Genomic DNA, 26,409 nt, shown 5'->3' with positions numbered 1-26,409 from the left:
CGGAGCGCTTCGCACGCCGTCCCCGTCCACCCGCACTGCCCGACGTGGCCTGGATCAACCAGCCCGCCGAGCAACCCCAACCAGCCCCGTAGACACAACCTGTCTCACTTGACTTGACAACTACCGTTTGGGCGTATCGGGGCGTGCGGATGCTCGCCGTGCGTGCCTCTTACCGGTGTCGAGCAGCGGTCACACGCGGTTCTCCCATGACCAGGCGGCCGGTGTCACGGCGTCAGGGGGTGGACAGTTCGAAGCGCTGCAACGTCACGGCCCCGCCGAGGGACGTGGTCGCGTGGTTGAAGATGCCGAAGCGGTAGCCCATGAAGAACTGCCACTCGTTCTTGAGCGTGAACGCCGTGCCCAGGGACGTGAAGTTCACGCCGTCGGTGCCACAGCACCGGGTTCGTGTACGAGATCGGCCTGGGCGTGCTGGTGGTGGTGGTGGTGGTCGTGGTCGTGGTCGTGGGGTTCACGCTCCCTGTGCAAGTGGTTCCGTTGAGGCGGAACGACGTGGGGCTGGGGTTGCCGGACGTCCAGGTGCCGTTGAACCCGAACTCGACCGCCTCACGGCAACGCGCGCGTCAGCCACACCAGCTCACCGCGGTCGTCCGTCGTGACGTGGTGACGTTCGAACCCGAGCTTCTCCAGCACGCGGAACGACGGCGCGTTCCAGTCGCGCACCGTCGCCCACAGCCGGGACCGCCCGGTCGCGATCGCGGCGTCGAGCACGGCACGAGCCGCCTCGGTCGCATAGCCGAATCCGTGCGCCCGACGCGACAACTCGTACCCGATCTCCGGCTCTTCGACGGTCGCCCGGCCGACGAGCAGCCCGCAGTACCCGATGAAATCGTCCTCGGCGCGGCGACGGATGGTGAGCAGCGCGATCCCCGTCCGCGCCGTCCCCGCCAACTGGGACGTGATGCGCCCCCGAGCGTCCTCGACCGTCGGCAATCCCCCGCCCCGTTCGGCGATGAGTGCGCGGTAGTCCTCGATGTCGGACTCGGCCCACGGGCGCATCGTCAGACGTTCGGTCTCCAGGTGCAGCGACATCGCCTGATACGGAGGCACAGCGCCAGCCTAACGACACCGCTCCGGCGACATTCGCGAACCGAGAGGGCGCCCCGGCAGGCGATCACGACGATCGGCGCGGCGCGGAACCGGTCGACGCCAGCAGCGATCGGGTGCGGGCCGGTGCCGTCGGTGGCAGTGCGGCGAGGATGTCGGCGAGCGAGTCTTCGGCGAGGCTGCGTCGCCACGCGTCGTGCGCGTCGGCCATCTTGGCGGCGAGGATGCAGGTGTCCCGGCAGTCCGTCGCGGGCAGCGCGCCCCGGCCTTTCTGCCGGATCTCCCGGCACTCGTACGGCGGGGAGGCGCCGTCGACCGCCTCGACGACGTGCAGCAGCGTGATCTCCGACGCCGGCCGCGCGAGCCGGAACCCGCCGCGCGGACCGGTCGTGGCGGCGAGCACACCGGCCCTGACCAGGGCCTGCAGCTGCTTGGCGAGGTAGGGCGCGGGCAGGTCGTAGTACTCCGCGAGCTGGGCCGCCGACGCGGTGGCACCGGGCTCGAGTTGCGCCAGCGTCGTCGCGCAGTGCAGGACCCACTCGGTGCTCACAGGCAGCTTCACGACTACCAGTCTATCCAAGATATTGCGGATCTTTTTAGTCCGAGATAGGTTGACGACGACCCTCAGGGAGGAAGGATCATCATGCGGATCGCAGTCGCCGGCGCAACCGGCAACATCGGCACCCTCACCGTCGCCAACCTCGAACGGGACGGGCACGACGTCGTGCGCATCAGCCGTTCACTAGGCGTCGACCTGTCGACCGGGGACGGACTCGACGACGCGCTGGCCGGTGTCGACGCGGTTGTCGACGCGAGCAACGGACCGGCGGTCGACAGGGACGAAACCGTGGCGTACTTCGGTGGCGCCACCCGGAACCTGCTCGCCGCCGAGGAGCGAGCCGGCGTCCGCCACCACGTGCTGCTCTCGATCGTCGGTATCGAGCGTGTCGAGGGCAACGTGCACTACGCGGGCAAGCGCGAGCAGGAACGCCTGGTGGCAGCCGGCCCCGTCCCGTGGACGATCGTTCCGGCCACGCAGTTCCACGACTTCGCCGCGATGGTCGCGGGCTGGACCGAGCAGGACGGTGCATCGACGATCGCGCCACTGCTCGTGCAGCCGATCGCACCGCAGGACGTGGCCGACATCCTCACCGAGATCGCGACCGGCGAGCCGCGGGGCCGCTACGCCCACATCGCCGGCCCGGACACGCAGGACCTGGTCGACATGGCGCGGCGCACCAACGAAGCCCGTGGCCGTTCGGTGCGGCTCGTGCCGACGTGGTCGGGACTGTTCGGCCCGGAGATGGCCGGAAACGTGCTGCTCCCCGACGAAGGAGCCCGCATCGCACCGACCACCTTCGAGGAGTGGCTCGCGAAAGAGGCGTAACGCCGGCAGGTTCAGACCGCTCCCAGTCCACAACGGACCCCCACGTCCCTGCGGACAGCTTGGAGCCCGTCTGAGAGCCCTGTCGGACGACTACCGCGAGTCAGTCCTTCCTTCGCGACTCGTCAAGCCGGATGACAGTCACCCGACCAAGGCTGCTCGTCAAGTGCTCGGAGCACCATGACCAACCCCAGGCCCTACGCAGCCGCGTTCGGACCGGTTGACCAAGTCGAACCGCCGCCCCGGCGCGGACCAGTTCAAGTGGATCGGCAGGGTCACGAGTGGAGACGCCCGGTTCGCCGGAAGCCGAGCGGTCAACCGGGACAAGATCGGCCCCCGACCGGAAGAGCAACCGGTCAGGGGCCGAATTGAGATGAATCAGGATGTGCCCCCGGTGCGACTCGAACGCACACTGGACGGATTTTGAGCGGTCTGCTTTCCGCTGATCACCATGCCGCTGACCTGCAAGTTCAGGGCCGCCACGACTGTCGGCGACGCTCGCTCGGCACGCATTCGGCACAGCGCCCGCAAGCCGCGGCCTACGAGATGTCGGCGTACAGGTCAACGTGCGCAGCTCGATACCAATGACGGTGCACACGGGCGCCGGATGATCCCACCCCCAACCCGTCAAACGAACGTCCTCTTCCGACGAGCAGGCATTGGGCGGTCGCACCATGGCCGATGACCGGATTGAGAGTGGCGGGTCAGTCGTGGCCGCTCCTCATGGTCTCGAGATTCGAGCGGATCGTCCTGGTCACTTGGTGGTCGGGGCCCAGCACCCGCCCGGCATCAGCCAGCGTCGCCTCGAACAACGGGATGGCGCGCTCCAGGTCACCCGCCGACTCGTAGGCGTGGGCCAGGTTGTTGCGTGAGGTCAGCGTGTCGGGGTGGTCGGGGCCCAGCACCCGCTGCCGATCGGCCAGCGTCGCCTCGAACAACGGGACCGCCCGCCCCAGATCACCCACCTCCCAGTAGGCGCCGGCCAGGTTGTTGCGTGAGGTCAGCGTGTCGGGGTGGTCGGGGCCCAGCACCCGCTGCCGATCGGCCAGCGTCGCCTCGTGCAGCGGGATGGCGCGCTCCAGATCACCCGCCACCTGGTAGGCGTGGGCCAGGTTGTTGCGTGAGGTCAGCGTGTCGGGGTGGCCGGGGCCTAGTACCCGCTCGGTATCGGCCAGTGTCGCCTCGTACAGCGGGATCGCCCGCTCCAGATCACCCGCCGACTCGTAGGTGTAGGCCAGGTTGTTGCGTGAGGTCAGCGTGTGCGGGTGGTCGGGGCCCAGCACCCGCTCGGCATCGGTCAGCGCTGCCTCGTACAGCGGGATCGCCCGCTCCAGATCACCCGCCGACTGGTAGGCGCCAGCCAGGTTGCTGCGTGAGGCCAGCGTGTGCGGGTGGCCGGGGCCTAGTACCCGCTCGGCATCGGTCAGCGCTGCCTCGTACAGCGGGATCGCCCGCTCCAGATCACCCGCCGACTGGTAGGCGCCAGCCAGGTTGTTGCGTGAGGCCAGCGTGTGCGGGTGGCCGGGGCCTAGTACCCGTTGCCGATCGGCCAGTGTCGCCTCGTGCAGCGGGATCGCCCGCTCCAGGTCACCCGCCGACTCGTAGGTACTAGCCAGGTTGTTGCGTGAGGTCAGCGTGTCCGGGTGGCCGGGGCCCAGCACCCGCTGCCGATCGGCCAGTGTCGCCTCGTGCAGCGGGATCGCCCGCTCCAGGTCACCCGCCGACTCGTAGGTACTAGCCAGGTTGTTGCGTGAGGTCAGCGTGTCCGGGTGGCCGGGGCCCAGCACCCGCTGCCGATCGGCCAGTGTCGCCTCGAACAGCGGGATCGCCCGCCCCAGATCACCCGCCGACTCGTAGGCGCTGGCCAGGTTGCCGCGTGAGGCCAGTGTGTCCGGGTGGTCGGGGCCGTGGAGGCGCTGGTGGCTGTGGGTGGCGCGGGTGTGCAGTGCGATGGCCGTGGTGGTGTCGCCCTGGCCGTCGAGGTAGACGCCGAGGTCGTCGGCGAGGTGGCAGAGCGGTTCGGTGTCGGTGTCGGGGTGGGTGTGGTCGAGCAGTGCCCGTGCATGGGGCAGCACCGTCTGGTAGGCGGGCCAGTCGGCGGGCAGGCGAGGGTCGGTTCCGGCGAGGGTGGCGGCGAGGGCGGCGGTGGTGGTGTCGCGGGCGTGGGCGATGTCGGTGGGTTGGCGGTGGGGGTCGGTGGGGTCGGGGGTGCGGGTGAGGGCCTGGACCAGGCGGTGCACGCCGACGGTGTCGCCGGTGAGGGTGATCATGCTGTAGGCGGCCAGCCGGCCCAGCGCCTCCGACAGGTCCGGCTCGTCGAACGTGCTCGCGAGCAGGGTGCGGGGGATGGCGTCGGGGGCGTACCAGGCCAGGTGCCGCAGCACCCGCCCTGCCTGTGGTGTGTCGGCGAGGCGGTCGAGGGTGACGTGCCAGACCCGGGCCATGGTCCGTTGGGCGTCGCCGCCCTCCGCGGTCGCGGTGAACATCCGCGCCGGGAACCTCGCCAGCCGGTCCAGGTAGGCGGCCGGGGTGATGCGGGTCTGGGCGAGGTAGGCGCCGGCCTGCTCGACCGCCAGCGGCAGCCACCCCACCTCTTCGCACAGCCGGTCGGCGTCGGTCAGGTCGGCGTCGGGCCGCTCCGTGCGCACGATGCGGCCCAGCAGCTCCACGGCCTGCTCGGCGGGCAGCACGTCCAGCGGGATCGTGGCGACGCCCCGCCAGCCGGTGCCCTGGCGTGAGGTAATCACGATCGTGCCGGTCCGGACACGTTCCAGCAGCCCCGCCGCGTCGGCGGGCGTGGTCAGGTTGTCCAGCACGAGCAGCCACCGGTCATGGGTGGCCAGCCACCGCACGCCCAGGTCGGTGCGCTGCTCCAGCGGTAGATCCGCAACCTCAGGAGCGAGGGTCGTCGCCAGGTCGGCCAGGCCGGTGTCGATCGCGGCCGGGGAGTCCGCGGTGATCCACCAGACCGGTGTGTAGCGGTCGGTGTGCAGGTGGGCGAAGCGGGCGGCCAGGGTGCTCTTGCCGACCCCGCCCAACCCGTGGACCGTCACCACCACCGCACGCCCCGAACCCGCCACCGCCGCGCCCAGACGCGCCAGCTCACCCGACCGCCCCACGAACAGCTCCGAGCCGGCCGGAATCCTGTCCAGCCCCGGCGTCGCGGGGATCGACTCCATGGCGGGCACACCCTGCCCGCCGACCACCAGATCACCCTGCACCACGGTGCTGCCGTGCATGGCGCCGATCGTGGTCCCGCCGGCACCGGTCACGTTCCCAGTGACCGAGGCCGCCGGTGCGGCCGTGGTTGGTGCTGCCGACGCGGCGTGGCCTAAGGCCGCGTCGGCACCGGAGGGTCCGGCGGGCCACCAATCTGACCGATGTGCACCCCGGTCGTCGTCCCGGAACCCGAGCCGCCGGTCACGCCGCCGGTGAGAATCACTCCGCCGCCGGTGGCCGTCTGCGATGCCGGAGGCGGAGCCACCTCCCGGGCAGCGGTGCGGTCACGTCCCTGGCGCGACGCCACCGCCAACGCCACGACCGCCACCACCAGCCCGCCGATGCCGGCGATCCAGCTCAACGCCTCCAGGACCGGCCGCGCCGAATGCGCCTCGTCGGCCAGGAACACCGGCACACCGAACCGCAACACCGCCCACACCACACCACCGCCGACCAGCGCGCCACCGGCCACCCACCACGCGCGACTCCGACCGACCACCACGACAACCCCCTCAACCAAGGGCCGCAGCACCCGCGGACCGACACCCCGATAATCGCACCCCACCCCTCCACCGCTACAGAAACCACGCCCATCCGCAATATCCACTCGCCTACAGCCGCCGGCGTCCATAGCTCAAGGCCATATCGCCCTCGTCCCCGGTTGATCGACGTGCCTTCGAACGGCCCTGACACCGGTCCTTCCTCGCTGCACCCTTGAGTCAGGCCCCACCCGGCGTCTCTCCGACTCGGTGAACGTTCGTGGTTACCGCGTTGTCGCCGCTCAGGGCCTGATTCACCCGACGAATGGCGAGTCCCCGGCAGGATTCGAACCTGCGACACACGGTTTAGGAAACCGCGCTCGCCCGCATGTTCGAAACCGCCTCTGACCTGCGCAGACACGCTGATTCCCAATGTGGACAGGGTCAACTTGGGCAGCCATTGGGCAAATCGCCCCGCGTCCACCGCCCCACCAACACCGTCCCAAGTGGACCCGCGCGCCCCTCTGAGTGCGTCCCCCGGCTAGCGTGGCGGCACATCTTGCCCTGCGGCAAGGGCGCATCGGTGAACCTGGGCAGCTCGCTACTCGCGGGAGATGAACGTTCGCCAGGCCGTCTGTCCCCTGAGCCTGGCGATCGTGTCAAGGACGAGGTCATGACAGCCCTTGCCCGCATCGTTCAGCACCCGGTCCATGAACGCGTTCGCGCCGGTGATGTCGTCGTCGCGTAGGTAGCTCTCGACCTCGTTGACACAGTGCGCGAGGTAGGCCCACATCTGGGACACCTGATCCTCGGTCAGTGTGATCTGAAACCCCACGGAGTCCTCCAGACTGAGGCAAACGATGCATCAGAGTCTAGCGAGTCTTCAGAGTCGTTCAGTGACAAGCGCGTCACCTGGGATGTTTCGAGGCAATTAGTCCGTCAGAGTGACCCCGTGACACCTCGTCCGAAGCTCGTCTCGACCGGCGTCGCGGCTGCCGAACTCGGCATCGACCGCGTGACGCTGGCGCGTTGGTGGCGTGCCGGCGTCGTCGAGCCCGAGTTCGTGACGGCGGGCGGTCACGCCCGCTGGGACATGGAGAAGTTGCGCCAGAGTTTGCGTGAGCGCGCGCGGCGCGAAGAGGACTGACCTGACTTGATGTTGAGGGCCACGGGCAGCGCCCTGCGTCCGCTCCCGCTGGTGTCTCTTCCCCTTGGGCTGGCTCGTTCGTCGCCTCTGCGGGTAACTACTACCTCTTCCCCCTTCTTGGGATCAGAAAACAAACCCGCAAACCCGCAAGAGACGGACGAGGCGAGCTCTGACCTGCACTGATGGGCTGCGGGTTTGGGTGCGGGTTTGGCTGAGGCGGCGGGTTTGAAACCCGCATCCAAACCCGCACACCTCACAGGACGGCCCTACTACCCTCGCGCGGGCTAGTAGGGCCGCATGTCACTCCTCGCGGCCCGACCGACCGCCACCCACACGACTCGCCACCAGCCCCGGCTGACTAATCCGTGTCTCGCCCTGCTGGCACTGCGGAGTTGTGGGGCTTGCCCGCGTAGCCGACCATGGCTGCACGCGTATCGACGTATTGGAGGGACTTAACGCGAAGGAATCTCGCACTTACCGGAGAAGATCATGGAGCACTCAGACCAAGAACTTAGGAATGCGGTAGTTGACGAATTCACATCATGGCTTAACAGGGAGATTGACAGACCCGGATCAGGAACAAAGACTTCGCTCTACTATTTCCTAAAGGCCGACCATGTCGCGGCATTGCTGCTAGGGCGCACTGTCGGGACTCAAAGGGCGGGGTTCGAATTTTCCACAGGCCTGTTCGTGGATCGACCTCAAGATGACTTGAATAGTCCTCTTGTTGTTGATTCAATTCGCAGGCAAGCCATCGAGAGGGTGAAGTCTGCCACGATGGGGGAAATTGTGGGAAATTCAAGCGCGGGTGATCTTCTGCTCAATTACTTTGAGGGTAACGTCTTTCTGCGTATCGACCGCGATGGCATCTGCAAGGCGATCCAGTGGAGCGACATATCCTGATGTCAGTCGCGTATCAAGCGGCGAGGTGGTGAGACAGGTTGCTGCCGGTAGGTGGAACAGCAAACGCTCCACCTTAGCCGCGCAAGACGGCCTCCAGGGTTTCCGCAGATTTGGCGCGTCAACTACGAGTCAAACGTCAAGTAGGCTGCCGTTGCGTCATCACTAGTCTTATACCGTGGCCAACGCTGACCTTCGGGATCGTGCAGTTCGGCATCCCTGACTGCCGTGATGAGACCGCGAGTGCCCGACGTCGCTACGATATCGAGAACACTTTTCCAATCCGCCAAGCCGAACTCGTGCAAGCGGGCGGCCCCATCTGTCATCAGGACGGCTCGGCGGAAATTGCTTAGCGGGATCTCGCCGCTTAGGGCTTCATAGGCGGCTTGAGGGTCTGCTCCTGCAACCCAGTACCCGCCCAAGGTGTTTCGTATCTTTCGTTGAGCCTCGACTAGCCTGCTCACGCCTTGTTCGTGCTCTTTGGTGCCGACTTTGGAGGCTACTGCGACGTCGTGCTGTTCACGGTTTACGCGTGTTACGCGATCATCCGTGTAGACATGCAAGCCATCGGAGCAGTCGAAAACGATTGTAGAGTCAGCGAGAACAAGCCACTCGACATTGTCGCCATTAACCCTTAGTGCGAGCGCCGTGGCCGATGGCGTACCCGGGTTACTGATATCGCATGTTGGCGCGTGGAAAGCCGCTACTGATTCGATGGCAGCCGCAAGCGCAGTTTGCAGGTCCGTCGAACTGTCCGTCATGTGTGCCAGGAGCGAGGTTCCAAGTTTTTCCACGTACCAGGGCACATCGTGAATGCACCCCGTCCCGAGGTCTCCCGGAGCGGTCAGGCCGTCCAACACCACTGCAAGCCTGTTGGTGGCTGCGCCCCAATCTTCGTTTTTCTTGTGAGGATTGCCCGGCTCAGTACAGAGTTCAGCTCGCACGCTATCTGCCATTCTGCTTATAAATGGGGGTCGCAACTTTTGAGGTCCGGATTTTGCGCGTGTCCTCATCGAAGGTGCAGTGAACGATCGCGGAGAACCTCGCGTCTTTGACTTCTCGATAAAGCTCGCTGACATGCCCGTCAAGGAAGTGGACGACGCCCGCCGCTCCCACCGCGTGGATACCGGCAATGTAGAGAAAATTGCCCCGGCCATCCAGGCGAGGCAGCTTGCCGAGGTACGCGTAATCCGACGGAGTCCCCTCGTCCATGGGGGAGCGGTAAACCTTGTTCTCGTTGCGATCCACCAGGAACCAGCCGCGTTCGTCTCGATCGAACGCAATATTCGAGTCGGATTCGAGGACTTGGGCGATCAGTGGTGAAAGACGCGGCCCGCAGATGACAACCAAATCATCTCTATTAAGATTGATCATCCCTGGGGGCTGGATTACTTCGTAATCCGTGTCGAAGTCTAGGCTGCGCGCCATTGCCTGAAAGGCGTCGTACGCTTGAAAATCTTCCTGTGCAACAACCGGGCCTGGGTTTTCTGGCTTTGCTTCGAGCTTTCCGCCCAACGCAACGGTCAATGTTGCGCGAGTACCAAAGAATGCCCGCTCGATCCTCGGTCCAGTTTTCAGAAGCTGTCCGATCCGAGAACGGGTTAGGTTGAGCTGTTCCGCAATCTCGGTCTGCGTCATGTTTCCCTGAAGAAGTTCTTCCAGTGCCTCCTTGCGCACCCTCGACACCTCGGTCACGGCTGCCTGGAGTCGACTGCTCAAGTCCCCAGCGCTCCGCGCTCGTTGCAACGGGTTGCTGATCGCCCGTAGCTCTCTGACTTCGTCCTCCACCTGGTCCTACCTCCTACGCAAGGGGTCTTGCGCCATCTTCGCAAGAGGGGGTTGACGACCGCAACCCACCCTCGCTAGCGTCTGTCCTGTCAACCCCCCCTTGCGGAGATGACGCAAGGGGGTCTCTACGACCGAGGGAGATGCAGTGAGCAGCACTGGGAACTACCCGGACGGCCTGACGACTCAGGTTCTGCGGCTGCTGGACCAGCAGGTGTCGGTGGAGATCGCCGCGTCGGCTGAGCCGTCGTCGGCGTTGCTGGACGGGTCGGCGCGGGAGCGTCGGAACCGCCGCATCCTGGCCCGTGCGTTGAAGGGCATCACGCCGGAATACGGCGTCACGGTCGCCCAGGCGGCGGCCGAGCTGGAGGAGCCGGCGCGGCCGGTGGTCGTGGCGAACGTGCTGCCGACCCCGGTGCACGGCAAGCGCAAACCAAGGGCCGCAAGGCGCGCCGCGCCGCTGGCCGCCGCGCCGCCGCGGTTGTGAAGCAGGTCGCGTGATGAGCGGCGAAGTTGCGGTGCGGGTGGAGTTGGCGCACGCCGATGTGGCGGCGCAGATCGTGCGGGCCGATGCCAAGGCGGGGATGTTGCTGCCGTTGTTCGGTGGTGTCCTGGCCGGTCTGGTCGCGTTGACCACGCGGTCGTTGCCGCTGGTGGCGGAGGTGTTCCTGTGGTTGGCGGCGGCTCCGGCGCTGGTCGCGGTGCTGTTGCTGTTGTCGGTGGTGCGTCCGCGGTTCGGCCGGCGTGACGACTACGGATTTCCGTTCCTGGCCCGGTTCGCCGAGCGTCCGTCGGAGGTACTGGCCGCGTTGGCCGACCAGCCGGGGGAGATGGCGCGGGCGGTGGACGCGGTGCGCCTGGCGGTGCTGGCCCGCACGAAGTACCGGCGGGTGCGGTCGGCGGTGGATGCCCTGGTGGTGTCGCTGCTGCTGGTCGCGGTCGCGTTGACCCTGGCGGCGGTGGCGTGATGGCCAAGACGTTGAAGAGCTTCGACGGGCGCTTGGCCGCTGCCGAGGACCGATTGCGCAAGGTGCGCCGCCGCCTGGCCGCCGTGGACTACGACCTGAACGCCGACGGCTTCGACCAGGAGGCGTACTACCGGGACCTGATCGACGCGGAAACCGAGGTGGCCGCGGTGTTCGCGGAGGCCCGGACCGTGGTTCGAGCCGGAAGTGTGGCCTGGTCTGCGTTGTACGACGCGGAGAAGGTGCACGCGGACTACGCCGACGAGTTGCGCCGGCGGTTGACCCGGCACGAGTCGGTTGCCGCAGGTTCGATGTCGAAGCGGGTGGCGTGATGGCCGACTACCTGACCACCACGACCTTCCCGATGACCGCCGCCGGTTACGCCGAGCGGGACCGGCAGCCGTTGCGGGAGTGGACCGCCGAGGAGCACCGGCGGGAGGCGCGCCGGCAGTTGCTGTGGGCCGCCGGCGGCGACACCGCGAACCGGTTGGCGGCGGCGCAGGTGCACGCCACGTTGGCGGAGTCGCTGGCCGACCACTCCCACCCGCACACGCACGGGCCGGTGCGGTGAGATGGCGCGCCGCTTCCCGTGGGTGTGGGTGGAGTCGGTGCCCTGGGCCACCGGCACGATGCTCACCCGCGGCACGGTGGACGGGTTGCCGCTGCTGACCTGGGGCCACGCCCCGCGGGACCGGCTGGCCACCCGCCGACAGCTGCGGGCACGGGTATCACCCTCGCGCACTGACTTCGTCCGGACCGGCGGCCCAACTCCCGGCCAGGAACGCGCCGCCGGTCCGGTCCACCCCAACACCGCACCCGAGGGTGCGGGTCAGGAGAGCACAAGCATGTCCGACACCGATCCGAACCTCCAACCGACGGCCGCACTCGCCCCCGTACGCATCGTGTCGTTCGGCTACCTGCACGACGCGCCGCCGCAGGCGGACCTGACCGTGGACGTGCGCCGGCTGCTGCGCGACCCCGCCCGAGTGCGGGACGCGGGACTGCTGGACCTGGACGGCCGCGACACCGCCGTGCGCGACGTGGTCCTGAACACCCCCGGCGCGGGCACGCTGCTGGACACCCTGCGTCAGGCCGCCTACGTCGCCGACATCGCGCGCAAGCCCGTCACCATCGCGTTCGGCTGTGCCGGAGGGCGTCACCGCTCCGTCGCCCTGGCCGAAGTCCTGGCCGCTCTGCTGCGTCACGACGGCGTGACGGTCGAACTCGACCACCTGCACGTCCACCTGCCCCGCGTGCTGCGCGACGGCGACGACCACGGGCAGGTGACCCCGTGACCGTCCCCACTCCCTTGCTGCTGCTGGTCGGCGTGCTGGCCCTGGTCGCGGTGGTCGTGCTGTGGAAGCTGCTGCTGACCGCCGGGCTGATCGGCCTTGCGCAGTGGGCCGTGATCACCCAGACCGAGGACTCGACCGCCGTCCTGGTCGCGGTCGGCGTGCCAGCTCTGGTGCTGGCGGTGCTGATCCGCCGCGCCGCAACCCGCACCGGTCACCGCGCCGGACTGCGGTTCCCCCGTTCCGCCCGCCGACTGGAGGTGACCCGATGAGCACGTACGCCGACGACCGCCGCGCCGACAAGGCCGCCGCCGCGGAGCAGCGCCGCGCCGACCAGGCCATGTTGTTCGAACAGCGCCGCGCCGACGCCGCCGCCCGCGCCGAACGGGACCGTGCCGAGCGGGCCACCGCCGCCAGGCTCAAGCAGGAGCGGGCCGACGCCGCCCGCGCCCGCCGTGCCCGCGCCGTCAAGGCCGCCGCCGCGTGGGTGGCTGCGCACACGATCGACCTGTTGTTCGTGCCGGTCATCTTCGTTCCGGCGCTGCTGGCCTGGTCGGCTATCGCCGGGTTCGGCCACGACCTGTACGGCGCACCGGGCTGGACCATGCCGCTGTACTCGGAAGCGGCGATGTGGGCGTTCGCGTTCGCCCTGGCCGCCGCCCGCCGCGCCGGACGCCCCGTGCGCCGACTGCTGATCGGGCTGTGGTTCTCCGCCGCGGTGTCCGCGACCCTGGCGTTCCTGCACGGTCTGACCACCCCGGACGGCAGCGTCGCGGGCGGCATCGTGATGGCGATCGTCGCGGTCGGCGGTGTCGTGGTCCACCAGCTCGTGGACACCGCCGCCACCGCCCCGCCGCGCCGGACCCGTGAGCAGCGCGCCGCTGCCCGGTTGCAGCGCCTGGCCGCCAAGCGCGTGCACGAGGTGCGCCGCGCCGCGCTGCGCCAGGCCGCCGCCGAGCTGGCCGCCGACGGCACCGCCACCCTGGTGCACCGCCCCGGCACGGTCACCCTGCGCCGCCGCTTCGGCCGTGTGCGCCTGGTGCCCACCACCGTGGCCGGGCTGCCGGTCACCACCGACGACGACGGCGGCATCGGTGATGCCCTGGCCGCCGAGATCGGCGAGTACCTGACCGCGCTCCCGGCGCTGCCCGCGCCGCGCGCCGCCGACACCGCCGCGTCCACCCCGACCGACCGGCCCGACACCACCCCGGCCACCGGTGCGCCGTCCGGCGCGCACCGGTCGGGAAATGCGCAAACGCCCGCCGCGCCCGACGCGGCCAAGATCGCGCGCTACATCGGTCGCACCCGCGCCGCCATCGACGGCGGCAGGCTCCCGGAACAGCCCTCGCAGACCGCCGTGCGCAAGTTCCTGCGCTGCCGCTCCGAGGACGCCGCCGCCGTGCACCGCGCCCTGTTCCCCGCCCGCAACGACGGCCCCGACGAGGGCGGCACCCGCCAGGAGGTGACGGCATGACCACGCCCAACCACGAGCGCGACGACGAGGACCGGGAGCGGACCAACGTGGTGCACCTGCCCGTGCGCCACGCCGACGCCGCACCGGACACGGACGGACTAGAGCCGGACGCCGCCATCGCGGGGCAGTTGCTCACGCCGGAGGAGTCCGCGGAGCTGGATCGCCGCATGGCGGCGCAGAAGGCCCGCGCGGCTGCCGGGGCGATGGTGGCCGTGGTGCGCGGCGGGGTCACCCACGACCGCACCCGCCGCGCGGTGCGCGCGGTGGCGCGTAACGCGTTCTACGTCCCTGCCGGGGGCGCGGTGGTGGCGCGGCAGGTGTGGGAGGCCCACACCACCGCCCGCCACCAGCGGATGATGCGCGCCGCGGAGGCCGCCGGGGATTTCGCGGCGGTGGCGGAGTGGGAGGAGCGGCAGGCGCGGTTCGTCGCCGAGCGGCACCGCCGGATCATGGCGTGGCTGGCCGCGCCGGTACAGGTGGTCAAGGCCGTGCTGGTGGTGCTGGTCGCGCTGGTGGGGCTGCTGGTGGTGGCCGGTGTGGTGCTGGCGGTCACCCGTGCCGAGTTGGGCGCGTTCCTGGCGCCGTTCCTGACCGCGTTCGCGGTGCTGTCGGGCGTGGTGTCGGTGATCGACGCGGTGTGGGGTGCGGTGTCCGTGCTCGCGCCGTTCGCCGCGCTGGGTTACCTGTGGCACGTCGGCCGCACCCGCACCACCCCGCCGGCGTGGGTGGCCGCCGGTCGCCCCGAGGACCGCCAGGACGTGCCGATCACCCCGTCGGTCCTGGTCACCGCGCTGCGCGACCTCGGGGTGCGGGAGCTGACCAAGGCCATCAAGAACATGGGCGACGCCGGCGCGGGCATGCTCGGGCTGATCCGCATCGCCGGGTGCGGGGTCGAGGTCGACGTCACCCTGCCCTCGGGTGTGTCCACCAAGGACATCACCGGCAAGCGGCAACGCCTGGCGGAGAACCTCTACCGCCACGAGCACGAGCTGTTCATCACCATCCCGCCGGCGGCGCGCACGGTTCGGCTGTGGATCGCCGACCCCGGCGCGCTGGACGAGCCGATCGGGCCGTCGCCGCTGGTGCTGGACGAGACGCTGACCGCCGACCTGTACACAGGGCGCGCCCCGTGGGGGCAGGACCTGCGCGGGGAGGCGGTGGCACTGCCGTTGCTGCAGCGGCACCTGCTGATCACCGGTCTGTCCAACCAGGGCAAGACCGCCGCGTTGCGGGCGCTGGCGCTGTGGCTGGCGCTGGACCCGACGGTGGAGTTCCGCATCGCCGACCTGAAGGGCATCGGTGACTGGCACATGTTCCACGGCCTGGCCGCCGAGCTGATCGAAGGACCGACCGACGAGCACGCCTGCGCGGCCACGCACATGCTGGAGGAGGGAGTGGCGGAGATGGAACGCCGCCTGGCCGCCGTCGACCCCGAGACCCACAAGAACGGCGTCACCCGCGACCTGGCGCGCGCCGGCAGCGGGTTCCACCCGCTGGTCCTGGTCGTGGACGAGGCACAGCAGGCGTTCATGAACGTCGCCGTTGGGCAGGACAAGCGGCCCTACGGCGGGCAGAAGAACACCAGCCGCTACTTCATGGCCGCCCGCAAGCTCCACAACCAGGGCCGCGCGGTCAACGTGATCCTCTGGCAGGGCACCCAGAACCCCACCGATCAGAACCTGCCCAAGCTCGTCCGCGAGGGCGCGCACATCCGGGCCTCCCTCGTGCTGGGCACCGAGACCGAAGCCCGCATGGCGTTGGGGGACAAGGCCGTCAACGGCGGCGCGGCCCCGCACGAGCTGCGCCAGGGCCTGGACAAGGGAACCCTGGTCGTCGCGGGTGACGGCGTGCCGCTGCCCCCGCAACAGGCCAGCATCACCGTGCGGACCCACTTCATCGACGGCGACGACGCCACTGCCGTGGCCGACCGCGCCAAGGCGCTGCGCTCCCGCCGCGCCACCCGCACCACCACGACCGACACCCCGGCCCGTGACCTGCTCGCCGACCTGGTGCGGGTCATGGGCGAGGACACCAAGACCCGCAACGAGATCCTGCGCTCCCGCCTGGCCGAACTGGACCCCGGCAGCTACGAGGGCATGTCCGCGGCCGACTTCGCCGAACGACTGGCCGATCTGGGTGTCGCGTCCTACAAGGCGCACGGCGGTGTCATGACCACCCGCCGCTCCGAGATCGACCGCGCGATCGCGGAGCGTGACGAAACCGGCGGGGAGTAGCCGGGGAGCGAGGCGGGGAGGCACGCCCGGCGCGGGGAGTCCTCCCCACCCGCCTCCCCGCCCTCACTCCTCGCATTGACCAGCGTCAACGCCTGAACGGGGAGGCGGGGAGTCCCGCGCCCCGCACCTGCGGAAACCCCGAAAACACACCCCCGGACACGGGTGGCTTCGCCTCCCCGTGCCAGTCCCGCACACCCACACGCAGTCACACACAGTCACCTGGAGGGCTTGTCATGGCCACCGATCGCTTTGTCCACATGGGCACGAAGAGCTGGTGGAACGGCATCACCAAGACCTTGTGCGGCCTCCGCTACCAGGGCGGTGACCGCGTCCTGTTCCCCCGTCTGGGCGGCTACACCATCTGCCCCGCCTGCAAGACCGTCCAGCAGGCCGACAAGCGCTGACCAGCGTCCCCACCAGGGTCGGCCGCGCCGGGGACGTGACCAGCCACCGTCCCCGGCGCGACCCACCACCCACACCCGTCACCGTCCACACGGGAGCCACGCCATGCCCACCGCACCCCCGACCGTCCCCATCGGGTGGGACACCGTCACCCTCACCGTCCACAACCGACCCCTGACCCTGCCCGCCGAACCCGTCGCGCCCGGCCTGGCCCTGGTGCCGTCCGTGACCGGCACCGGCTGGTCCGGCGGGTACGCCGTGGTGCACACCGCCAGCGGCAAACACATCGGCCCCTACAGCCTGCCCTTGGCCTACGCCCGCGAACTGGCCCACCTGCTCGGGACCGGCGGGGACTGGACCCGACCGGCCGACCAGGTCCGCGCGGACGCCACGCTGCGCCGCCACGCCGTGGAAACCCTGTGCGACCTCGGGGAAGCACGCGACTTCGGACTGCCCCTGTGGTGGGCGCGGCCGAGCTGGCGACGCGTCCCGCCGCCCTGGCTGATCAGCAACCCGACCACCGGGATCCCCGAGCACGACGACAACAGCACGTGGGTCGCCGACGCCTGGGCCGATGTCGTCGCCCTGGCCGACCGCGCCATCCGCGACCGGTGGAGCCCGATCGCCGACGACGCGACCGTGCGTCGCGCCGACTGGCCGGAGTGGGAACTGGTGTGCGCCGCACCCGGCTGCGGACAGGGCCGGCCCGGCGGGGCACCGGCGGTGCTGTCGGACTGGGCCGACGAGATCGGCGACGACCGGCCCCTGCGCTCCACCAAACGCGCCCACCTGATCGCGCACGCCCGCGCCGAGCAGTGGCGCGAACACACCAACCCCCACCAAGGCCGGCACTGGCTGTGCCCGCCGTGCGCCGACGACCACCCCCGCGACCACAACTGACGGCACCACACAGCCGTCGCTTCGGCCCATTCACCGGAAGGAACCTCCGTCATGACCACAACCCGGCCCACCGCCGCCGATGTCGCGCTGTGGGTGGCCCAGCGGCACGGCTGGCACGTGCTGCCCCTGCACCCCGGCACGAAACGCCCGCTGGCCGGCTGCCCGGACTGCCGTGGCGGCGGTGGTCACGCCGCCGCACAGTGCCCGTGTCTGGCCCGCCGTGACGGCGCGCTGTGCCACGGCGTGTGGGCCGCCACCGCCGACACGCGCGTGATCGGCCGGTGGGCGGGGCGGTGGCGCACGACCGTGTGGGCGGTGCACCTCGGGGCGTCCGGGCTGCTGGCGGTCGATCTCGACACCCACGGCGGCACCCCGCCCGCCCAGCCGCTGCACGGCGTGCCCTGGCCGGCGGGCAACCCGCTGCCCGCCGACGGGATCGACACCTACGCCACGCTGGCCGGTCTGCGCGGGCAGGCGTTCGACCTGGACACCCTGGCCACGCAGACCCCGTCCGGTGGGCTGCACCTGCTCTACACCGCCGAGGCGGGCCGGTGGAAGTCCAGCAGCGGCCGTGTCCGCGACGGCGAAAGCGTTGTGAGCAGCGGACTGGGCTGGCAGGTCGACATCAAGGCCTACGGCGGCTACGTCGTGCTGCCCGGCTCCACCACCCCGGCCGGGACCTACCACCGCGCCTCGAACGCCCTGGCCCCGGCCGCGCTGCCCGGCTGGCTCACCGCCGAACTCGTGCGCACCGGCCACGACCGCCACGCCGGCCCCACACCGATCCACCCCGCGGCGCGACCGGCGCCGGTCACGGTCACCGCCCGCGGCGACGACCGTCACGCCCGCTACGCCGCCGCCGCGCTCCGGTCGGCGTGCGCCGAGCTGGCCGGCATGGAGCCGGACTCCGGACGCAACCGCAAGCTGTTCCGCTCCACCACCAGGCTTGCCGGGATGGTCGCGGCCGGATGGATCGACCGCCACCAGGTCGAAACCGCGCTCGCCGACGCCGCCCACACCGCCGGCCTGCCCGCCGGGGAGATCCGCTACGCGCTCGCATCCGGGTTCGCCCGACCCCGCACCCCGACCGAACACCCCGCCGCATGACCACCACCATCGGACGCGCTCGCCGGGTGCCCGACGCCACCAGGGGGACCGCGTGAACCGCCCGCGTCTGCTGGACCTGTTCTGCCGCGCCGGGGGCGCATCCGCCGGCTACCACGCCGCCGGGTTCGACGTGACCGGCGTCGACATCGACCCACAGCCGCACTACCCGTTCCCGTTCGTCCAGGCCGATGCCCTCACCGTCGACCTGACCGGATACGACGTGGTTGCCGCGTCCCCGCCGTGCCAGCGCTACTCCACCGCCACCCCGACCAGCCGACGCCACGACCACCCCGACCTGCTCGACCCCGTCCGGCAACGCCTGCAAGAGGCCGTCGCCCGCGGCCACATCTGGGGCTACGTCATCGAGAACGTCCCCGGCGCACCCATGCACAACCCCGTCACCGTCTGCGGCGACACGCTGCGGCTCGGGGTGCGCCGCCACCGCCTGTTCGAGTCCAACCTCACCCTCTACGGCACCCCGTGCCACCACGACCGCGCCACGCCCGCTGTACCCGTCTACGGCTCCTACGGCCAACGCGGGAGACGAAACCCCGACGTCGGGGAACCGTCACGAAACCCCGTCGACGGGGAACCGTCACCCGCCACCGCCACCGAGGCCGCCCGCGCCGCCATGGGCATCGACTGGATGCCCTGGCCCGACCTCACCCAGGCCATCCCGCCCGCCTACACGTTCTGGCTCGGAACCCAGCTCATGGGCCACGCCCGCCACCACGCCAAGCCCGTGACGCAAGCGCCCAGGACTCAAACGTCACCCCACCCGAGACCGCCGCTGACGGATGCCACCGGTGGAAAACGTCACTGCCGATGCGGCAGGCAACTGCACCGCCCCGCCACCGGCCGGTGGCCCCGCCACTGCTCCCACGCCTGCCGACAAGCCGCCTACCGCGCACGCACCACGAAACCCGGCGCGGCATGACCACCACCACCACCACCACCACCGAAGGGAGGCCCGTCGCATGACCACTACCGCCGAACCCGCCATCACCGACGCCGTCACCGCCGTCACCGCCGACACGGACACCACCGACACGGAGGCCACCGCCGACGGGGCCGCTCCCGTCGACCGGCCGCCCATCCGCATCGGCGGGGAAGCCGAGACCATCCGCACCCTCACCGCCGCCGTGGCCGGTGGCGCGCTCCCGGACGTGTTCGTCTCCGGCGGGCAGCTCGTGCACCTGTCCCGCGTGTCCGGCCCCGCCCTCACCGCCGACCAGGCCGCCGGGCAGTCCGCGGCGCTGCCCGTGCAGGCCGACCCGCTCACCGCCTCCGCCCTGGCGTTCCTGCTCGCCCACCACACCTACGTCCACCGGCTCAAGAAGAACAAGGACACCGACAAGTGGGAGAAAGTGGAGGCCAGCCCGACCAAAACCGCGCTGTCCGCCGTGCTGTCCTCCCGCTACTGGCCCGACGTACGGCCCCTGACCGGCATCGTCGGATCGCCCGTGCTGCGCCCGGACGGAACGCTGATCCAGACCACCGGCTACGACCCCGCCACCGGCCTCTACTACGCCCCCACCGCACCCATGCCGGCCGTCCCCACCCACCCCACCGCCGCGCAGGTAGCCGACGCCAAACACTTCCTGCTCGCCCGGCTGTTGTGCGATTTCCCGTTCGTCGCGCCTGCCGACCGCGCGAACCACCTGGCCCTGCTCCTAGCCCCGATCCTGCGCCCCTACCTCGGGTGCCTGACTCCCTTCGGTCTGATCTCCGCCACCACCCAGTCCAGCGGTAAAACCCTGCTCGCCGAGATCCCCGGCTATATCTACGGCTGCAAGAACCTCGTGTGGCGCAAAGGCGACGACAGCGAATTGGAGAAATCGATCACCAGCGCCCTGCACAGCGCTTCACCGATCATGCTGTGGGACAACATCGCCGAAGGCACCGTCATCTCCTCCGCCGTGCTCGCCCAACTGCTCACCGGCCCGCAATGGTCCGCCCGGATGCTCGGTTCCTCCGGCGCGGGATTCACCGCCACCAACAACCGGCTGTGGCTGGCCACCGGCAACAACATCCGATTGGGCGGGGACATGGCCACCCGCACCATCCTGGTCCGTCTCGACCCCGACGACCCGCACCCCGACCAGCGCGACCAGACCGCGTTCGGCATCCCCCACCTGGACGACTGGCTCAAGAACCCCGCCAACCGCGTCACCGTGCTGCGGCACCTGCTGATCCTGGTCATGGACTGGATCAACGCCGGAGCGCCCCGTTCCGGGCACACCATGCGCCAGTTCACCGCCTGGGCGCAGGCATCCGGCGGACTGCTCGCCCACCACGGCATCGACGGCTTTCTCGACAACCTCGCCGACATGCGTGAAGCCGACGACGAGGACGCCGAATGGGTCGCGTTCCTCGCCCGCTGGCACGAACTCAACCACGACCGCCCGATGACCAGCCGACAGCTACGCCAACAAGCCGAAATCGACATCGTCAACAGCCAGCCCGTGGACCGGTGGGAAGGAACGTTCCTCACCGACGAACAAGGCCGCACCCCCTCCGCCAAATCCATCGGCCGCCACCTCACCGGCCACATCGGACGCTGGCACGGCGACTACGTCATCCGCTCCGCCGTGGACAGCCACAAAAACGCCCGCGTCTTCTGGGTCGAAACCCGCACCGACGACGACCACCAGGCCGACCGCCAGGCCGACGACGACCAGATCCCGGCCGGCCAAGCCGACCTCTGGCAGTAGCAGGACAGCCCCCAGACCGGCCCCACAGACCCGCTTGCGGGTTTGACGAGGCCGCCCGCGGCTTTGGTGCGGGTTTGGGCGACACCCAAACCCGCACCGCATCACCGCAGGTCACGACCCTGTCGGGGGTTGGTTGGCGGGTTTGCGGGTTTGACACCCCGACCCCACACCCGCACAGCACAGCACAGCACAGCAGCGACCCGGCAGATGCCGGTCCCAATCGCCAGTGATGAAGAGGGGATCATCATGAGTGCCCGTCGGGAAAAACTGACCGTGGCCGAGTTCTGCAAGGAAATGAACATCTCGCGCTCCACTTTCTACGAGTGGCGCATGAAGGGGCGTGCGCCCCGCTGTCGGAAGCTGCCCAACGGAGAGATCCGGATCAACCGAACTGACATCGATGCGTGGTATGACGCGCTGGGAGAGGTTGCCTAATGTCGTCCTCCTACGACGTGCGTTTCCAGAAGACCTACGTCTACCGGGGGGCGCGCAAGACCACCTATTGGATTCGGTGGACCGTTGCGGGACGGCCCTTCAAAGAAGCGTTCGCGAACGATGCCCTGGCCGACAGCTTCCGATCGGAACTCAAGCGCGCCGCCAGCAGAGGAGAAGCGTTCGACACGACCACCGGCCGGCCCGTGTCCATGAAGCGAGCAAAGGAAACGGTCGGGTGGTATACGTTTGCGTGCAGCTACGTGGACATGAAGTGGCCCGCCGCCGCCGCCACTTCGCGCCGAGGCATCGCGGAGGCGCTGACCACCGCCACCACGGCCCTGCTGTCCGGCCGGAAAGGCAAGCCCGACGACAAGGCCATCCGGTCGGCGTTGTTCAACTGGGCTTTCAACATGTCCCGTCGCGGATCTGCGCCACAGGAGGTGGTCAAGGTCTTGAGCTGGATCGAACGGAACACGCGTGATGTGGCCGAACTCGAAGATGCGGAGGTGCTTCGCGCGACGTTGAACACGGTGGCCAGCAAGCTCGACGGCACTCCGGCGGCGGCCACTGTGGTCAACCGCAAACGAGCGGTCTTGTTCAACGCCCTGGACTACGCCGTGGAGAAGCGTCTGTTGGAGGCCAATCCCATTCCGCTCCTGAAGTGGAGTCCACCGAAAGCCGAACGGGAGATTGACCCACGTGTGGTGGCGAACCCCGTCCAGGCCCGAACGCTGCTGACGGAGGTCCGGAACGTCCGGCGTGCCGGGCCGCACTTGGCAGCGTGCTATGCGCTGACCTACCACGCGGGCCTGCGTCCCGAGGAAGCCGTGAACCTGCGGCGGCGCAACCTCACGTTGCCCGCCACGGGCGAACCGGACGACACCTGGGGGGAGCTGCACCTCGAACGGGCCGCGCCGCACGCGGGCAGTCGGTGGACCGACTCCGGGGCCATCCGGGACGAACGCGCACTCAAGCACCGGCCGGACCGCGCGGTGCGTCCGGTCCCGGTGCCGCCTGAGCTGGTGGCGATCCTGCGGGCGCACCTGGAGGAGTTCGGCACCGACGACGACGGCCGGTTGTTCCGCGGTGAGCGGGGCAGCCCGGTCCCGGTGCGTCTGTACGGGTTGGTGTGGCGGACAGCCCGAGAGCGGGTGTTCACCACCGAGGTAGCCGCGGGGCCGCTGGCCCGACGGCCCTACGACCTGCGGCACGCCTGTGTCTCGACCTGGCTGAACGCAGGGGTGGAGCCCACACGGGTAGCCGAGTGGGCCGGCCACTCCGTGGAGGTGCTGTACCGGGTGTACGCGAAGTGCCTGCACGGGGGAGACGAGGCCGCCAAGCGCAAGATCATGGAAGCTATGAGGTAGTCCAAGCACAGGCAATGTAGGCAGCTATTGGAAGAAACACCACCGGACTACATGGACCGACTTCGCATACGACCGTTGAGCGGAATGGATCTGAACTCGGCGTGCCTGGTGCGGAAGTCGGTGCCAAATGTGCCTCTAGGTTGACTGCGCGCTGCCCCGGCGACGCGCAGTCAACCTGGAAACCCCAACTCGGCGGCTAGCTACCCTGGTTAGCCACGGTCTAGGTCCGAATCGGAATTTCGACCCGAGGTTGTAGGGTTTCTAGCCTGCCAGCGTAGCTGCGCACCACCTGGTCGTAGATGTCCGGTGTTCTGTCAGAGCGGACAGTGATAACCAGTGCATAGCGGATACGGTCAGCACTAGTGGCCACGCCACCGCCGGTGCGCGCGTTGTGATGAATATCGAATACTGGGTTCAGCAGCGAAGACCCTAGAAAACGTCTGCTTCTACTCAAGACGGTCTCCCATTTATGGGCATCGTTTCGCAGTGTGCGTTCATTGTCGTATTCGCTACGCTGAAAAAAAGATTTACTTTCGGGTTCCGTGGCTGCACCTCGGAATTTTTTCGCATGTGGTCGGAACACAATATCGAGGCCGCTGCGAGTATAACTTCCAGGGTCCTGGGGGTCGGTCGCTGTCGCATAGCAGAACGTGACGTCAAGTTTAACGTAGCCGCCGAGCTGTTCCTCGGGAAGCGGAATCAGTGCGCGAAGATACTGACTCGGGTTGATCTCACCTTGATAAACCACTCTTACTGTTCCATCGGTGCAGACAACGAGGTCGTCAATTTCTTGCGGCAGCCTTCCCCAGCCAACTTCGGAGCGTGGCATGTCAGCGTCGTTTGCGCCGTGAATTAGCAGAGCTTTCAGCGCAAGAGGGCTAATCCTTTCACCGAAATGGGCTCGAACGCCAAGTGCCATACGCAATGCCGCTGGAGAAGCGAAAGAAGTGCCACAGGCTGTGGCAAGATACGGCATGTTCGAGGTGTCATAAACGAGAAACGGCTCTCGTGGTTCGCCGCCAAACTGGAGCACATCCGGCTTGATCCGTCCAGGACTTCGGCCGGGGCCAAATGCGCTATAAGGTGCCCTCTTCCAGCCAGTCCGCTGACTGTCGGCTGCGCCAACGGCCATCGCATTAACTGTGTCTGACGGTACCTGAATGCGAGCTTCGGCGAGGTTCTGATGCTGACCGTTATTACCTACGGCGATTGTTGCCAGGGCATGACCGTCAGACAGATGTTCATCAAGGATTGCAGTCCATGGATGTACTTCATCATCTTCCACCGAGAGGGCTGGGCCAAAACTGATGTTGAAGAACTCGTAGTTACGATCTTTTATTGCGGTCTGAACCCGGCGAAGTGCTTCATACAACTCGTAAGGATCGCCGTTCGCTTCCTCGTCGATTACACGGAAGTGGTCGACCGTTGCGTAAGGTCGAGGTGCTGGCTTACCAGGATCCAAGCTGCCGAATAGAAGGGCAGAGGTGACATTCTGACCATGCTCAACAGCGTCAGGGTTTGGGGTTGATTTTCCGTGCGGCTCAATCGGGTTAACCCATCGTCCTAAAGCTGTATCGACTGGCACTCCGCCATCAAAAACTGCTACTCGAAGATCCTCGTCTACTGCATTCTCGGCGGGAAGCGGGCACGGGGAAAGGTTGGGGGAAGAAGCTGCACGTTCAATAGGCGGGAGCTCACGCATTCGAGGCATAGGTCGTGCTACTCGCAGGAAGGCAAACTTCGCCAGCTCTACCAACTCCGCATCGCCGCCCTCCACTGGAACGAAGCAGAGGCCCCCTGCATGGAGACGACGTTCGAAGTGAGGACGGGCTCCTAGCGCAAGAGCGTACTGCTCGAAGGCGGAAAGAATGTAGTTGGAAGAGGCGCTTTCGCTAGCGTGCAGCACGACTTCGAGAAGCTGTCCTTCGCCTCCTGGCGTGAACTCGTTTACCCGAAGTCTTTCAGTGGCTACTGGTGCGCGAACTACTTCAAGCCTTCGAAGTTGCTCCCGAGCAGCCTGACCCAAATCAAGAGCGCTCTCCGTAAGAGACTCGGCCCAAGCGTCGAAGGAGCTTCGTTTGCCCGCCACAAATATGTCGGTAGTAGGGGAAATTTCTGGTTCGCCTTGTCGTGACCACTTTTCCGGCTGGATTTCAACCGGACGGCTACCCACTTGCCTAAGATTGAATTCCATGAGTAATTGTTGAGGGTGGTAGGATTTGGCAATCCACTGAGGGTGAAGTGTGATTACGCCCACAGCCTCGTCGTCAGGGCAAGCGGAATCAGGCAACGAGGTTAGTTCCTGTGACGTGGTGGAGACCATTGGCGTCAGACGCGCAATAGCTTCTTCGGTCGTATAAGCAGGTTCGTTTCCCCCGCCTCCAGGTTGCGGAATTATGCGTTCAGTCAGCCTTTCGCCGTAGCCGAGGAGAAACTTTCTTTCATCTGGCATTTTTCCCCTTAGGTAACGTTCTAACTCTGGTGCTTGCGAAGAGTGTCTCGGCTGACTCCGGTCAGTTCACTCGCTCGACGCTGCGAAATTTTTAGGCTTCGCATCAGGTGTAGCGCTGTTTCGATTCGCTTGCTTGTCGGTAGCGCAAAGATTCCATCTTTAATGCGCTCCACGAGTGCATTCTCTAGCGGAATCTGATTGATCGCAGAACTTCTGCGTGCTTGCATTACCTCTCGTTCGATCCGGCTAAAAGACATACCTTTGCAGAGTTGTGTCAAAAGTTCGATCAGGTCGGTTTTAATCGGTGTGCCGTCAAGAAATTGCACTAGCGCTCTATTTATTTCCTCATCTTCCGGCAGTGGGAAGGTGATAGTCATTTCGAAGCGACGCCAAATGGCTGGATCGAGAAGCTCTTCATGGTTTGATGCGGCGAGAAGTAGCGATCCTTCGGGCCAGTTGTCGATCTCCTGTAGTAGTACAGTTACTAGCCGCTTCAGTTCGCCCAGTTCTGTTGCATCGTCACGGCGTTTCGCTACTGCATCCAGTTCGTCGATTAGAAGAACGCTGGGGGTGTTCTTCGCGTAGTCCAGGACTCGGCGAACGTTTACTCCGGTACGTCCTAGAAAGCTGCTCATAACTGAAGACAGGTCGAGCGTCAGAAGTGGTAGATTCAACTTGTAGGCAAGCCACTGTGCGGATAGCGTTTTACCTACTCCTGGCGGGCCGATAAATAGTGCCGTCCTTGTTGGGGCTAGCCCGGCTTTATAAAGTAGTTGCGAATTGCTGTATTCCTCAAGTATTTGACGAATTGACCTCCATGTTGAGTTACCCAAAATTGGGTCGACAGGCTGTAGTTTGAAATCGCTATGCCTAACAAGTGGAAGTCGAGACTCTTGGTCGATTGGCTGCGCTTCTACTGCTGCACGTCCTGCGGTGCTTCGCATCGGACTTTCTCGAAGCATGTCGACTAGCGCTGTCGAGATGTGAGGGCGCGAGTCCCTGTACCGACGGGCGAGCTTTCGCAGTGTCGTGGGCACCTCGTCTGTCTTACCTGCGAGGGCCAGGCGGGCCAAGTGGACTAGGTCGGC

Annotated in this window: 28 protein-coding genes; 18 read left to right on the top strand and 10 right to left on the bottom strand. The window is 67.5% G+C overall.

All coding sequences use genetic code 11. The features are described from left to right. Positions 1–232: 232 nt before the first annotated feature. From FM051_RS44815 to FM051_RS44805, 3 genes are all read right to left on the bottom strand, one after another. Positions 233–379 carry a hypothetical protein gene (locus FM051_RS44815; RefSeq protein ID WP_158853177.1) on the bottom strand — a complete coding sequence of 49 codons (147 nt, stop codon included), beginning with the start codon at positions 377–379 and terminating at the stop codon, positions 233–235. Positions 380–564: 185 nt separating this feature from the next. Further along, entirely contained in the window at positions 565–1,068 is a 504-nt protein-coding gene (locus FM051_RS44810) for a GNAT family N-acetyltransferase (protein ID WP_158853176.1), read from the bottom strand. Between the two features lie 64 nt (positions 1,069–1,132). Next, the gene (locus FM051_RS44805; RefSeq protein ID WP_158853175.1) at positions 1,133–1,627 is read right to left on the bottom strand and encodes an RrF2 family transcriptional regulator; all 495 of its coding nucleotides are present in this window, start codon (positions 1,625–1,627) and stop codon (positions 1,133–1,135) included. 81 nt (positions 1,628–1,708) lie between these two features. On the opposite strand from FM051_RS44805, the gene FM051_RS44800 reads away from it, so the two are divergent. Continuing rightward, on the top strand, positions 1,709–2,452 hold the full coding sequence (locus FM051_RS44800; protein ID WP_158853174.1) for an SDR family oxidoreductase: 744 nt from the start codon (positions 1,709–1,711) through the stop codon (positions 2,450–2,452). Between the two features lie 701 nt (positions 2,453–3,153). On the opposite strand, the gene FM051_RS44795 is transcribed toward FM051_RS44800, so the two are convergent. The 3 genes from FM051_RS44795 to FM051_RS44785 all read right to left on the bottom strand — a co-directional run bounded on the left by FM051_RS44795 (position 3,154) and on the right by FM051_RS44785 (position 6,982). After that, positions 3,154–5,688, bottom strand: coding sequence for a tetratricopeptide repeat protein (locus FM051_RS44795; RefSeq protein WP_202919381.1), 2,535 nt, complete (start codon positions 5,686–5,688; stop codon positions 3,154–3,156). Between the two features lie 92 nt (positions 5,689–5,780). Next, positions 5,781–6,167 (bottom strand): hypothetical protein, encoded by a 387-nt coding sequence (locus FM051_RS44790; protein ID WP_158853173.1) that lies wholly within the window; start codon positions 6,165–6,167, stop codon positions 5,781–5,783. Between the two features lie 581 nt (positions 6,168–6,748). After that, on the bottom strand, positions 6,749–6,982 hold the full coding sequence (locus FM051_RS44785; protein ID WP_158853172.1) for a hypothetical protein: 234 nt from the start codon (positions 6,980–6,982) through the stop codon (positions 6,749–6,751). A 117-nt stretch (positions 6,983–7,099) separates the two neighbouring features. On the opposite strand from FM051_RS44785, the gene FM051_RS44780 reads away from it, so the two are divergent. After that, positions 7,100–7,294, top strand: coding sequence for a MerR family transcriptional regulator (locus FM051_RS44780; RefSeq protein WP_158853171.1), 195 nt, complete (start codon positions 7,100–7,102; stop codon positions 7,292–7,294). Between the two features lie 489 nt (positions 7,295–7,783). After that, positions 7,784–8,197 (top strand): hypothetical protein, encoded by a 414-nt coding sequence (locus FM051_RS44775; protein ID WP_158853170.1) that lies wholly within the window; start codon positions 7,784–7,786, stop codon positions 8,195–8,197. A gap of 122 nt (positions 8,198–8,319) precedes the next feature. Here the strand turns inward: FM051_RS44775 and FM051_RS44770 are convergent, their stop codons facing one another. Then, a complete protein-coding gene (locus tag FM051_RS44770) occupies positions 8,320–9,138 on the bottom strand; it encodes a protein phosphatase 2C domain-containing protein (protein ID WP_158853169.1) in 819 nt (272 codons plus the stop codon). 1 nt (position 9,139) lies between these two features. Next, complete coding sequence (locus FM051_RS44765) at positions 9,140–9,871, bottom strand: sigma-70 family RNA polymerase sigma factor (RefSeq protein ID WP_202919380.1); 732 nt, start codon at positions 9,869–9,871, stop codon at positions 9,140–9,142. Between the two features lie 256 nt (positions 9,872–10,127). On the opposite strand from FM051_RS44765, the gene FM051_RS44760 reads away from it, so the two are divergent. The 15 genes from FM051_RS44760 (at position 10,128) to FM051_RS44695 (ending at position 22,869) form a co-directional block, all read left to right on the top strand. Further along, a complete protein-coding gene (locus tag FM051_RS44760) occupies positions 10,128–10,466 on the top strand; it encodes a hypothetical protein (protein WP_158853167.1) in 339 nt (112 codons plus the stop codon). A 13-nt stretch (positions 10,467–10,479) separates the two neighbouring features. Next, a complete protein-coding gene (locus FM051_RS44755; RefSeq protein ID WP_158853166.1) occupies positions 10,480–10,947 on the top strand; it encodes a Pycsar system effector family protein in 468 nt (155 codons plus the stop codon). Then, positions 10,947–11,276, top strand: coding sequence for a hypothetical protein (locus tag FM051_RS44750; RefSeq protein WP_158853165.1), 330 nt, complete (start codon positions 10,947–10,949; stop codon positions 11,274–11,276). The genes FM051_RS44755 and FM051_RS44750 overlap by 1 nt, the downstream gene beginning before the upstream one ends. Continuing rightward, positions 11,276–11,515: a hypothetical protein gene (locus FM051_RS44745; protein WP_158853164.1), complete on the top strand. Its 240-nt coding sequence runs from the start codon at positions 11,276–11,278 to the stop codon at positions 11,513–11,515. Before FM051_RS44750 ends, FM051_RS44745 begins: the two co-directional genes overlap by 1 nt. A 1-nt stretch (position 11,516) precedes the next feature. Continuing rightward, positions 11,517–12,239, top strand: coding sequence for a RapZ C-terminal domain-containing protein (locus FM051_RS51080; RefSeq protein WP_202919379.1), 723 nt, complete (start codon positions 11,517–11,519; stop codon positions 12,237–12,239). Further along, positions 12,236–12,508 carry a hypothetical protein gene (locus FM051_RS44735; RefSeq protein ID WP_158853163.1) on the top strand — a complete coding sequence of 91 codons (273 nt, stop codon included), beginning with the start codon at positions 12,236–12,238 and terminating at the stop codon, positions 12,506–12,508. Before FM051_RS51080 ends, FM051_RS44735 begins: the two co-directional genes overlap by 4 nt. After that, positions 12,505–13,710 (top strand): hypothetical protein, encoded by a 1,206-nt coding sequence (locus FM051_RS44730; protein WP_158853162.1) that lies wholly within the window; start codon positions 12,505–12,507, stop codon positions 13,708–13,710. The genes FM051_RS44735 and FM051_RS44730 overlap by 4 nt, the downstream gene beginning before the upstream one ends. Further along, positions 13,707–15,944: an ATP-binding protein gene (locus tag FM051_RS44725; RefSeq protein ID WP_158853161.1), complete on the top strand. Its 2,238-nt coding sequence runs from the start codon at positions 13,707–13,709 to the stop codon at positions 15,942–15,944. The genes FM051_RS44730 and FM051_RS44725 overlap by 4 nt, the downstream gene beginning before the upstream one ends. Before the next feature lie 233 nt (positions 15,945–16,177). Continuing rightward, a complete protein-coding gene (locus tag FM051_RS51075; protein ID WP_202919378.1) occupies positions 16,178–16,348 on the top strand; it encodes a hypothetical protein in 171 nt (56 codons plus the stop codon). A 103-nt stretch (positions 16,349–16,451) separates the two neighbouring features. Further along, the gene (locus FM051_RS44720) at positions 16,452–17,246 is read left to right on the top strand and encodes a hypothetical protein (protein ID WP_158853160.1); all 795 of its coding nucleotides are present in this window, start codon (positions 16,452–16,454) and stop codon (positions 17,244–17,246) included. A gap of 51 nt (positions 17,247–17,297) precedes the next feature. Then, positions 17,298–18,353 carry a bifunctional DNA primase/polymerase gene (locus FM051_RS44715; RefSeq protein WP_158853159.1) on the top strand — a complete coding sequence of 352 codons (1,056 nt, stop codon included), beginning with the start codon at positions 17,298–17,300 and terminating at the stop codon, positions 18,351–18,353. A 52-nt stretch (positions 18,354–18,405) separates the two neighbouring features. Then, positions 18,406–19,290, top strand: coding sequence for a DNA cytosine methyltransferase (locus FM051_RS44710; protein WP_202919377.1), 885 nt, complete (start codon positions 18,406–18,408; stop codon positions 19,288–19,290). Positions 19,291–19,330: 40 nt separating this feature from the next. Then, on the top strand, positions 19,331–21,067 hold the full coding sequence (locus FM051_RS44705; protein ID WP_202919376.1) for a hypothetical protein: 1,737 nt from the start codon (positions 19,331–19,333) through the stop codon (positions 21,065–21,067). Between the two features lie 207 nt (positions 21,068–21,274). Then, the gene (locus FM051_RS44700) at positions 21,275–21,502 is read left to right on the top strand and encodes a helix-turn-helix transcriptional regulator (protein ID WP_338019532.1); all 228 of its coding nucleotides are present in this window, start codon (positions 21,275–21,277) and stop codon (positions 21,500–21,502) included. Positions 21,503–21,768: 266 nt separating this feature from the next. Continuing rightward, positions 21,769–22,869 carry a tyrosine-type recombinase/integrase gene (locus FM051_RS44695; RefSeq protein ID WP_338019533.1) on the top strand — a complete coding sequence of 367 codons (1,101 nt, stop codon included), beginning with the start codon at positions 21,769–21,771 and terminating at the stop codon, positions 22,867–22,869. Positions 22,870–23,089: 220 nt separating this feature from the next. Here the strand turns inward: FM051_RS44695 and FM051_RS44690 are convergent, their stop codons facing one another. After that, a complete protein-coding gene (locus FM051_RS44690) occupies positions 23,090–25,321 on the bottom strand; it encodes a S8 family peptidase (RefSeq protein WP_158853157.1) in 2,232 nt (743 codons plus the stop codon). Between the two features lie 20 nt (positions 25,322–25,341). Next, the gene (locus tag FM051_RS44685) at positions 25,342–26,265 is read right to left on the bottom strand and encodes an AAA family ATPase (protein ID WP_202919375.1); all 924 of its coding nucleotides are present in this window, start codon (positions 26,263–26,265) and stop codon (positions 25,342–25,344) included. Positions 26,266–26,409: the final 144 nt, after the last annotated feature.

It is taken from the genome of Saccharothrix deserti (genome assembly GCF_009769385.1).
In the GTDB taxonomy this organism is placed as follows: Bacteria; Actinomycetota; Actinomycetes; order Mycobacteriales; family Pseudonocardiaceae; genus Actinosynnema; species Actinosynnema deserti.
Note: the sequence above shows the minus strand (reverse complement) of the source record. Positions and strands in the feature narration are given on the sequence as shown.

What these genes read in the sequence shown, in the direction of transcription:
- FM051_RS44800 (WP_158853174.1), top strand. Translation starts at nt 1,709, where the DNA reads ATGCGGATCGCAGTCGCCGGCGCAACCGGCAACATCGGCACCCTCACC.
- FM051_RS44795 (WP_202919381.1), bottom strand. Translation starts at nt 5,688, where the DNA reads ATGCACGGCAGCACCGTGGTGCAGGGTGATCTGGTGGTCGGCGGGCAG.
- FM051_RS44775 (WP_158853170.1), top strand. Translation starts at nt 7,784, where the DNA reads ATGGAGCACTCAGACCAAGAACTTAGGAATGCGGTAGTTGACGAATTC.
- FM051_RS44755 (WP_158853166.1), top strand. Translation starts at nt 10,480, where the DNA reads ATGAGCGGCGAAGTTGCGGTGCGGGTGGAGTTGGCGCACGCCGATGTG.
- FM051_RS44750 (WP_158853165.1), top strand. Translation starts at nt 10,947, where the DNA reads ATGGCCAAGACGTTGAAGAGCTTCGACGGGCGCTTGGCCGCTGCCGAG.
- FM051_RS44745 (WP_158853164.1), top strand. Translation starts at nt 11,276, where the DNA reads ATGGCCGACTACCTGACCACCACGACCTTCCCGATGACCGCCGCCGGT.
- FM051_RS51080 (WP_202919379.1), top strand. Translation starts at nt 11,517, where the DNA reads ATGGCGCGCCGCTTCCCGTGGGTGTGGGTGGAGTCGGTGCCCTGGGCC.
- FM051_RS44730 (WP_158853162.1), top strand. Translation starts at nt 12,505, where the DNA reads ATGAGCACGTACGCCGACGACCGCCGCGCCGACAAGGCCGCCGCCGCG.
- FM051_RS44725 (WP_158853161.1), top strand. Translation starts at nt 13,707, where the DNA reads ATGACCACGCCCAACCACGAGCGCGACGACGAGGACCGGGAGCGGACC.
- FM051_RS51075 (WP_202919378.1), top strand. Translation starts at nt 16,178, where the DNA reads ATGGCCACCGATCGCTTTGTCCACATGGGCACGAAGAGCTGGTGGAAC.
- FM051_RS44720 (WP_158853160.1), top strand. Translation starts at nt 16,452, where the DNA reads ATGCCCACCGCACCCCCGACCGTCCCCATCGGGTGGGACACCGTCACC.
- FM051_RS44715 (WP_158853159.1), top strand. Translation starts at nt 17,298, where the DNA reads ATGACCACAACCCGGCCCACCGCCGCCGATGTCGCGCTGTGGGTGGCC.
- FM051_RS44705 (WP_202919376.1), top strand. Translation starts at nt 19,331, where the DNA reads ATGACCACTACCGCCGAACCCGCCATCACCGACGCCGTCACCGCCGTC.
- FM051_RS44700 (WP_338019532.1), top strand. Translation starts at nt 21,275, where the DNA reads ATGCCGGTCCCAATCGCCAGTGATGAAGAGGGGATCATCATGAGTGCC.
- FM051_RS44695 (WP_338019533.1), top strand. Translation starts at nt 21,769, where the DNA reads ATGAAGTGGCCCGCCGCCGCCGCCACTTCGCGCCGAGGCATCGCGGAG.
- FM051_RS44690 (WP_158853157.1), bottom strand. Translation starts at nt 25,321, where the DNA reads ATGCCAGATGAAAGAAAGTTTCTCCTCGGCTACGGCGAAAGGCTGACT.
- FM051_RS44685 (WP_202919375.1), bottom strand. Translation starts at nt 26,265, where the DNA reads ATGCGAAGCACCGCAGGACGTGCAGCAGTAGAAGCGCAGCCAATCGAC.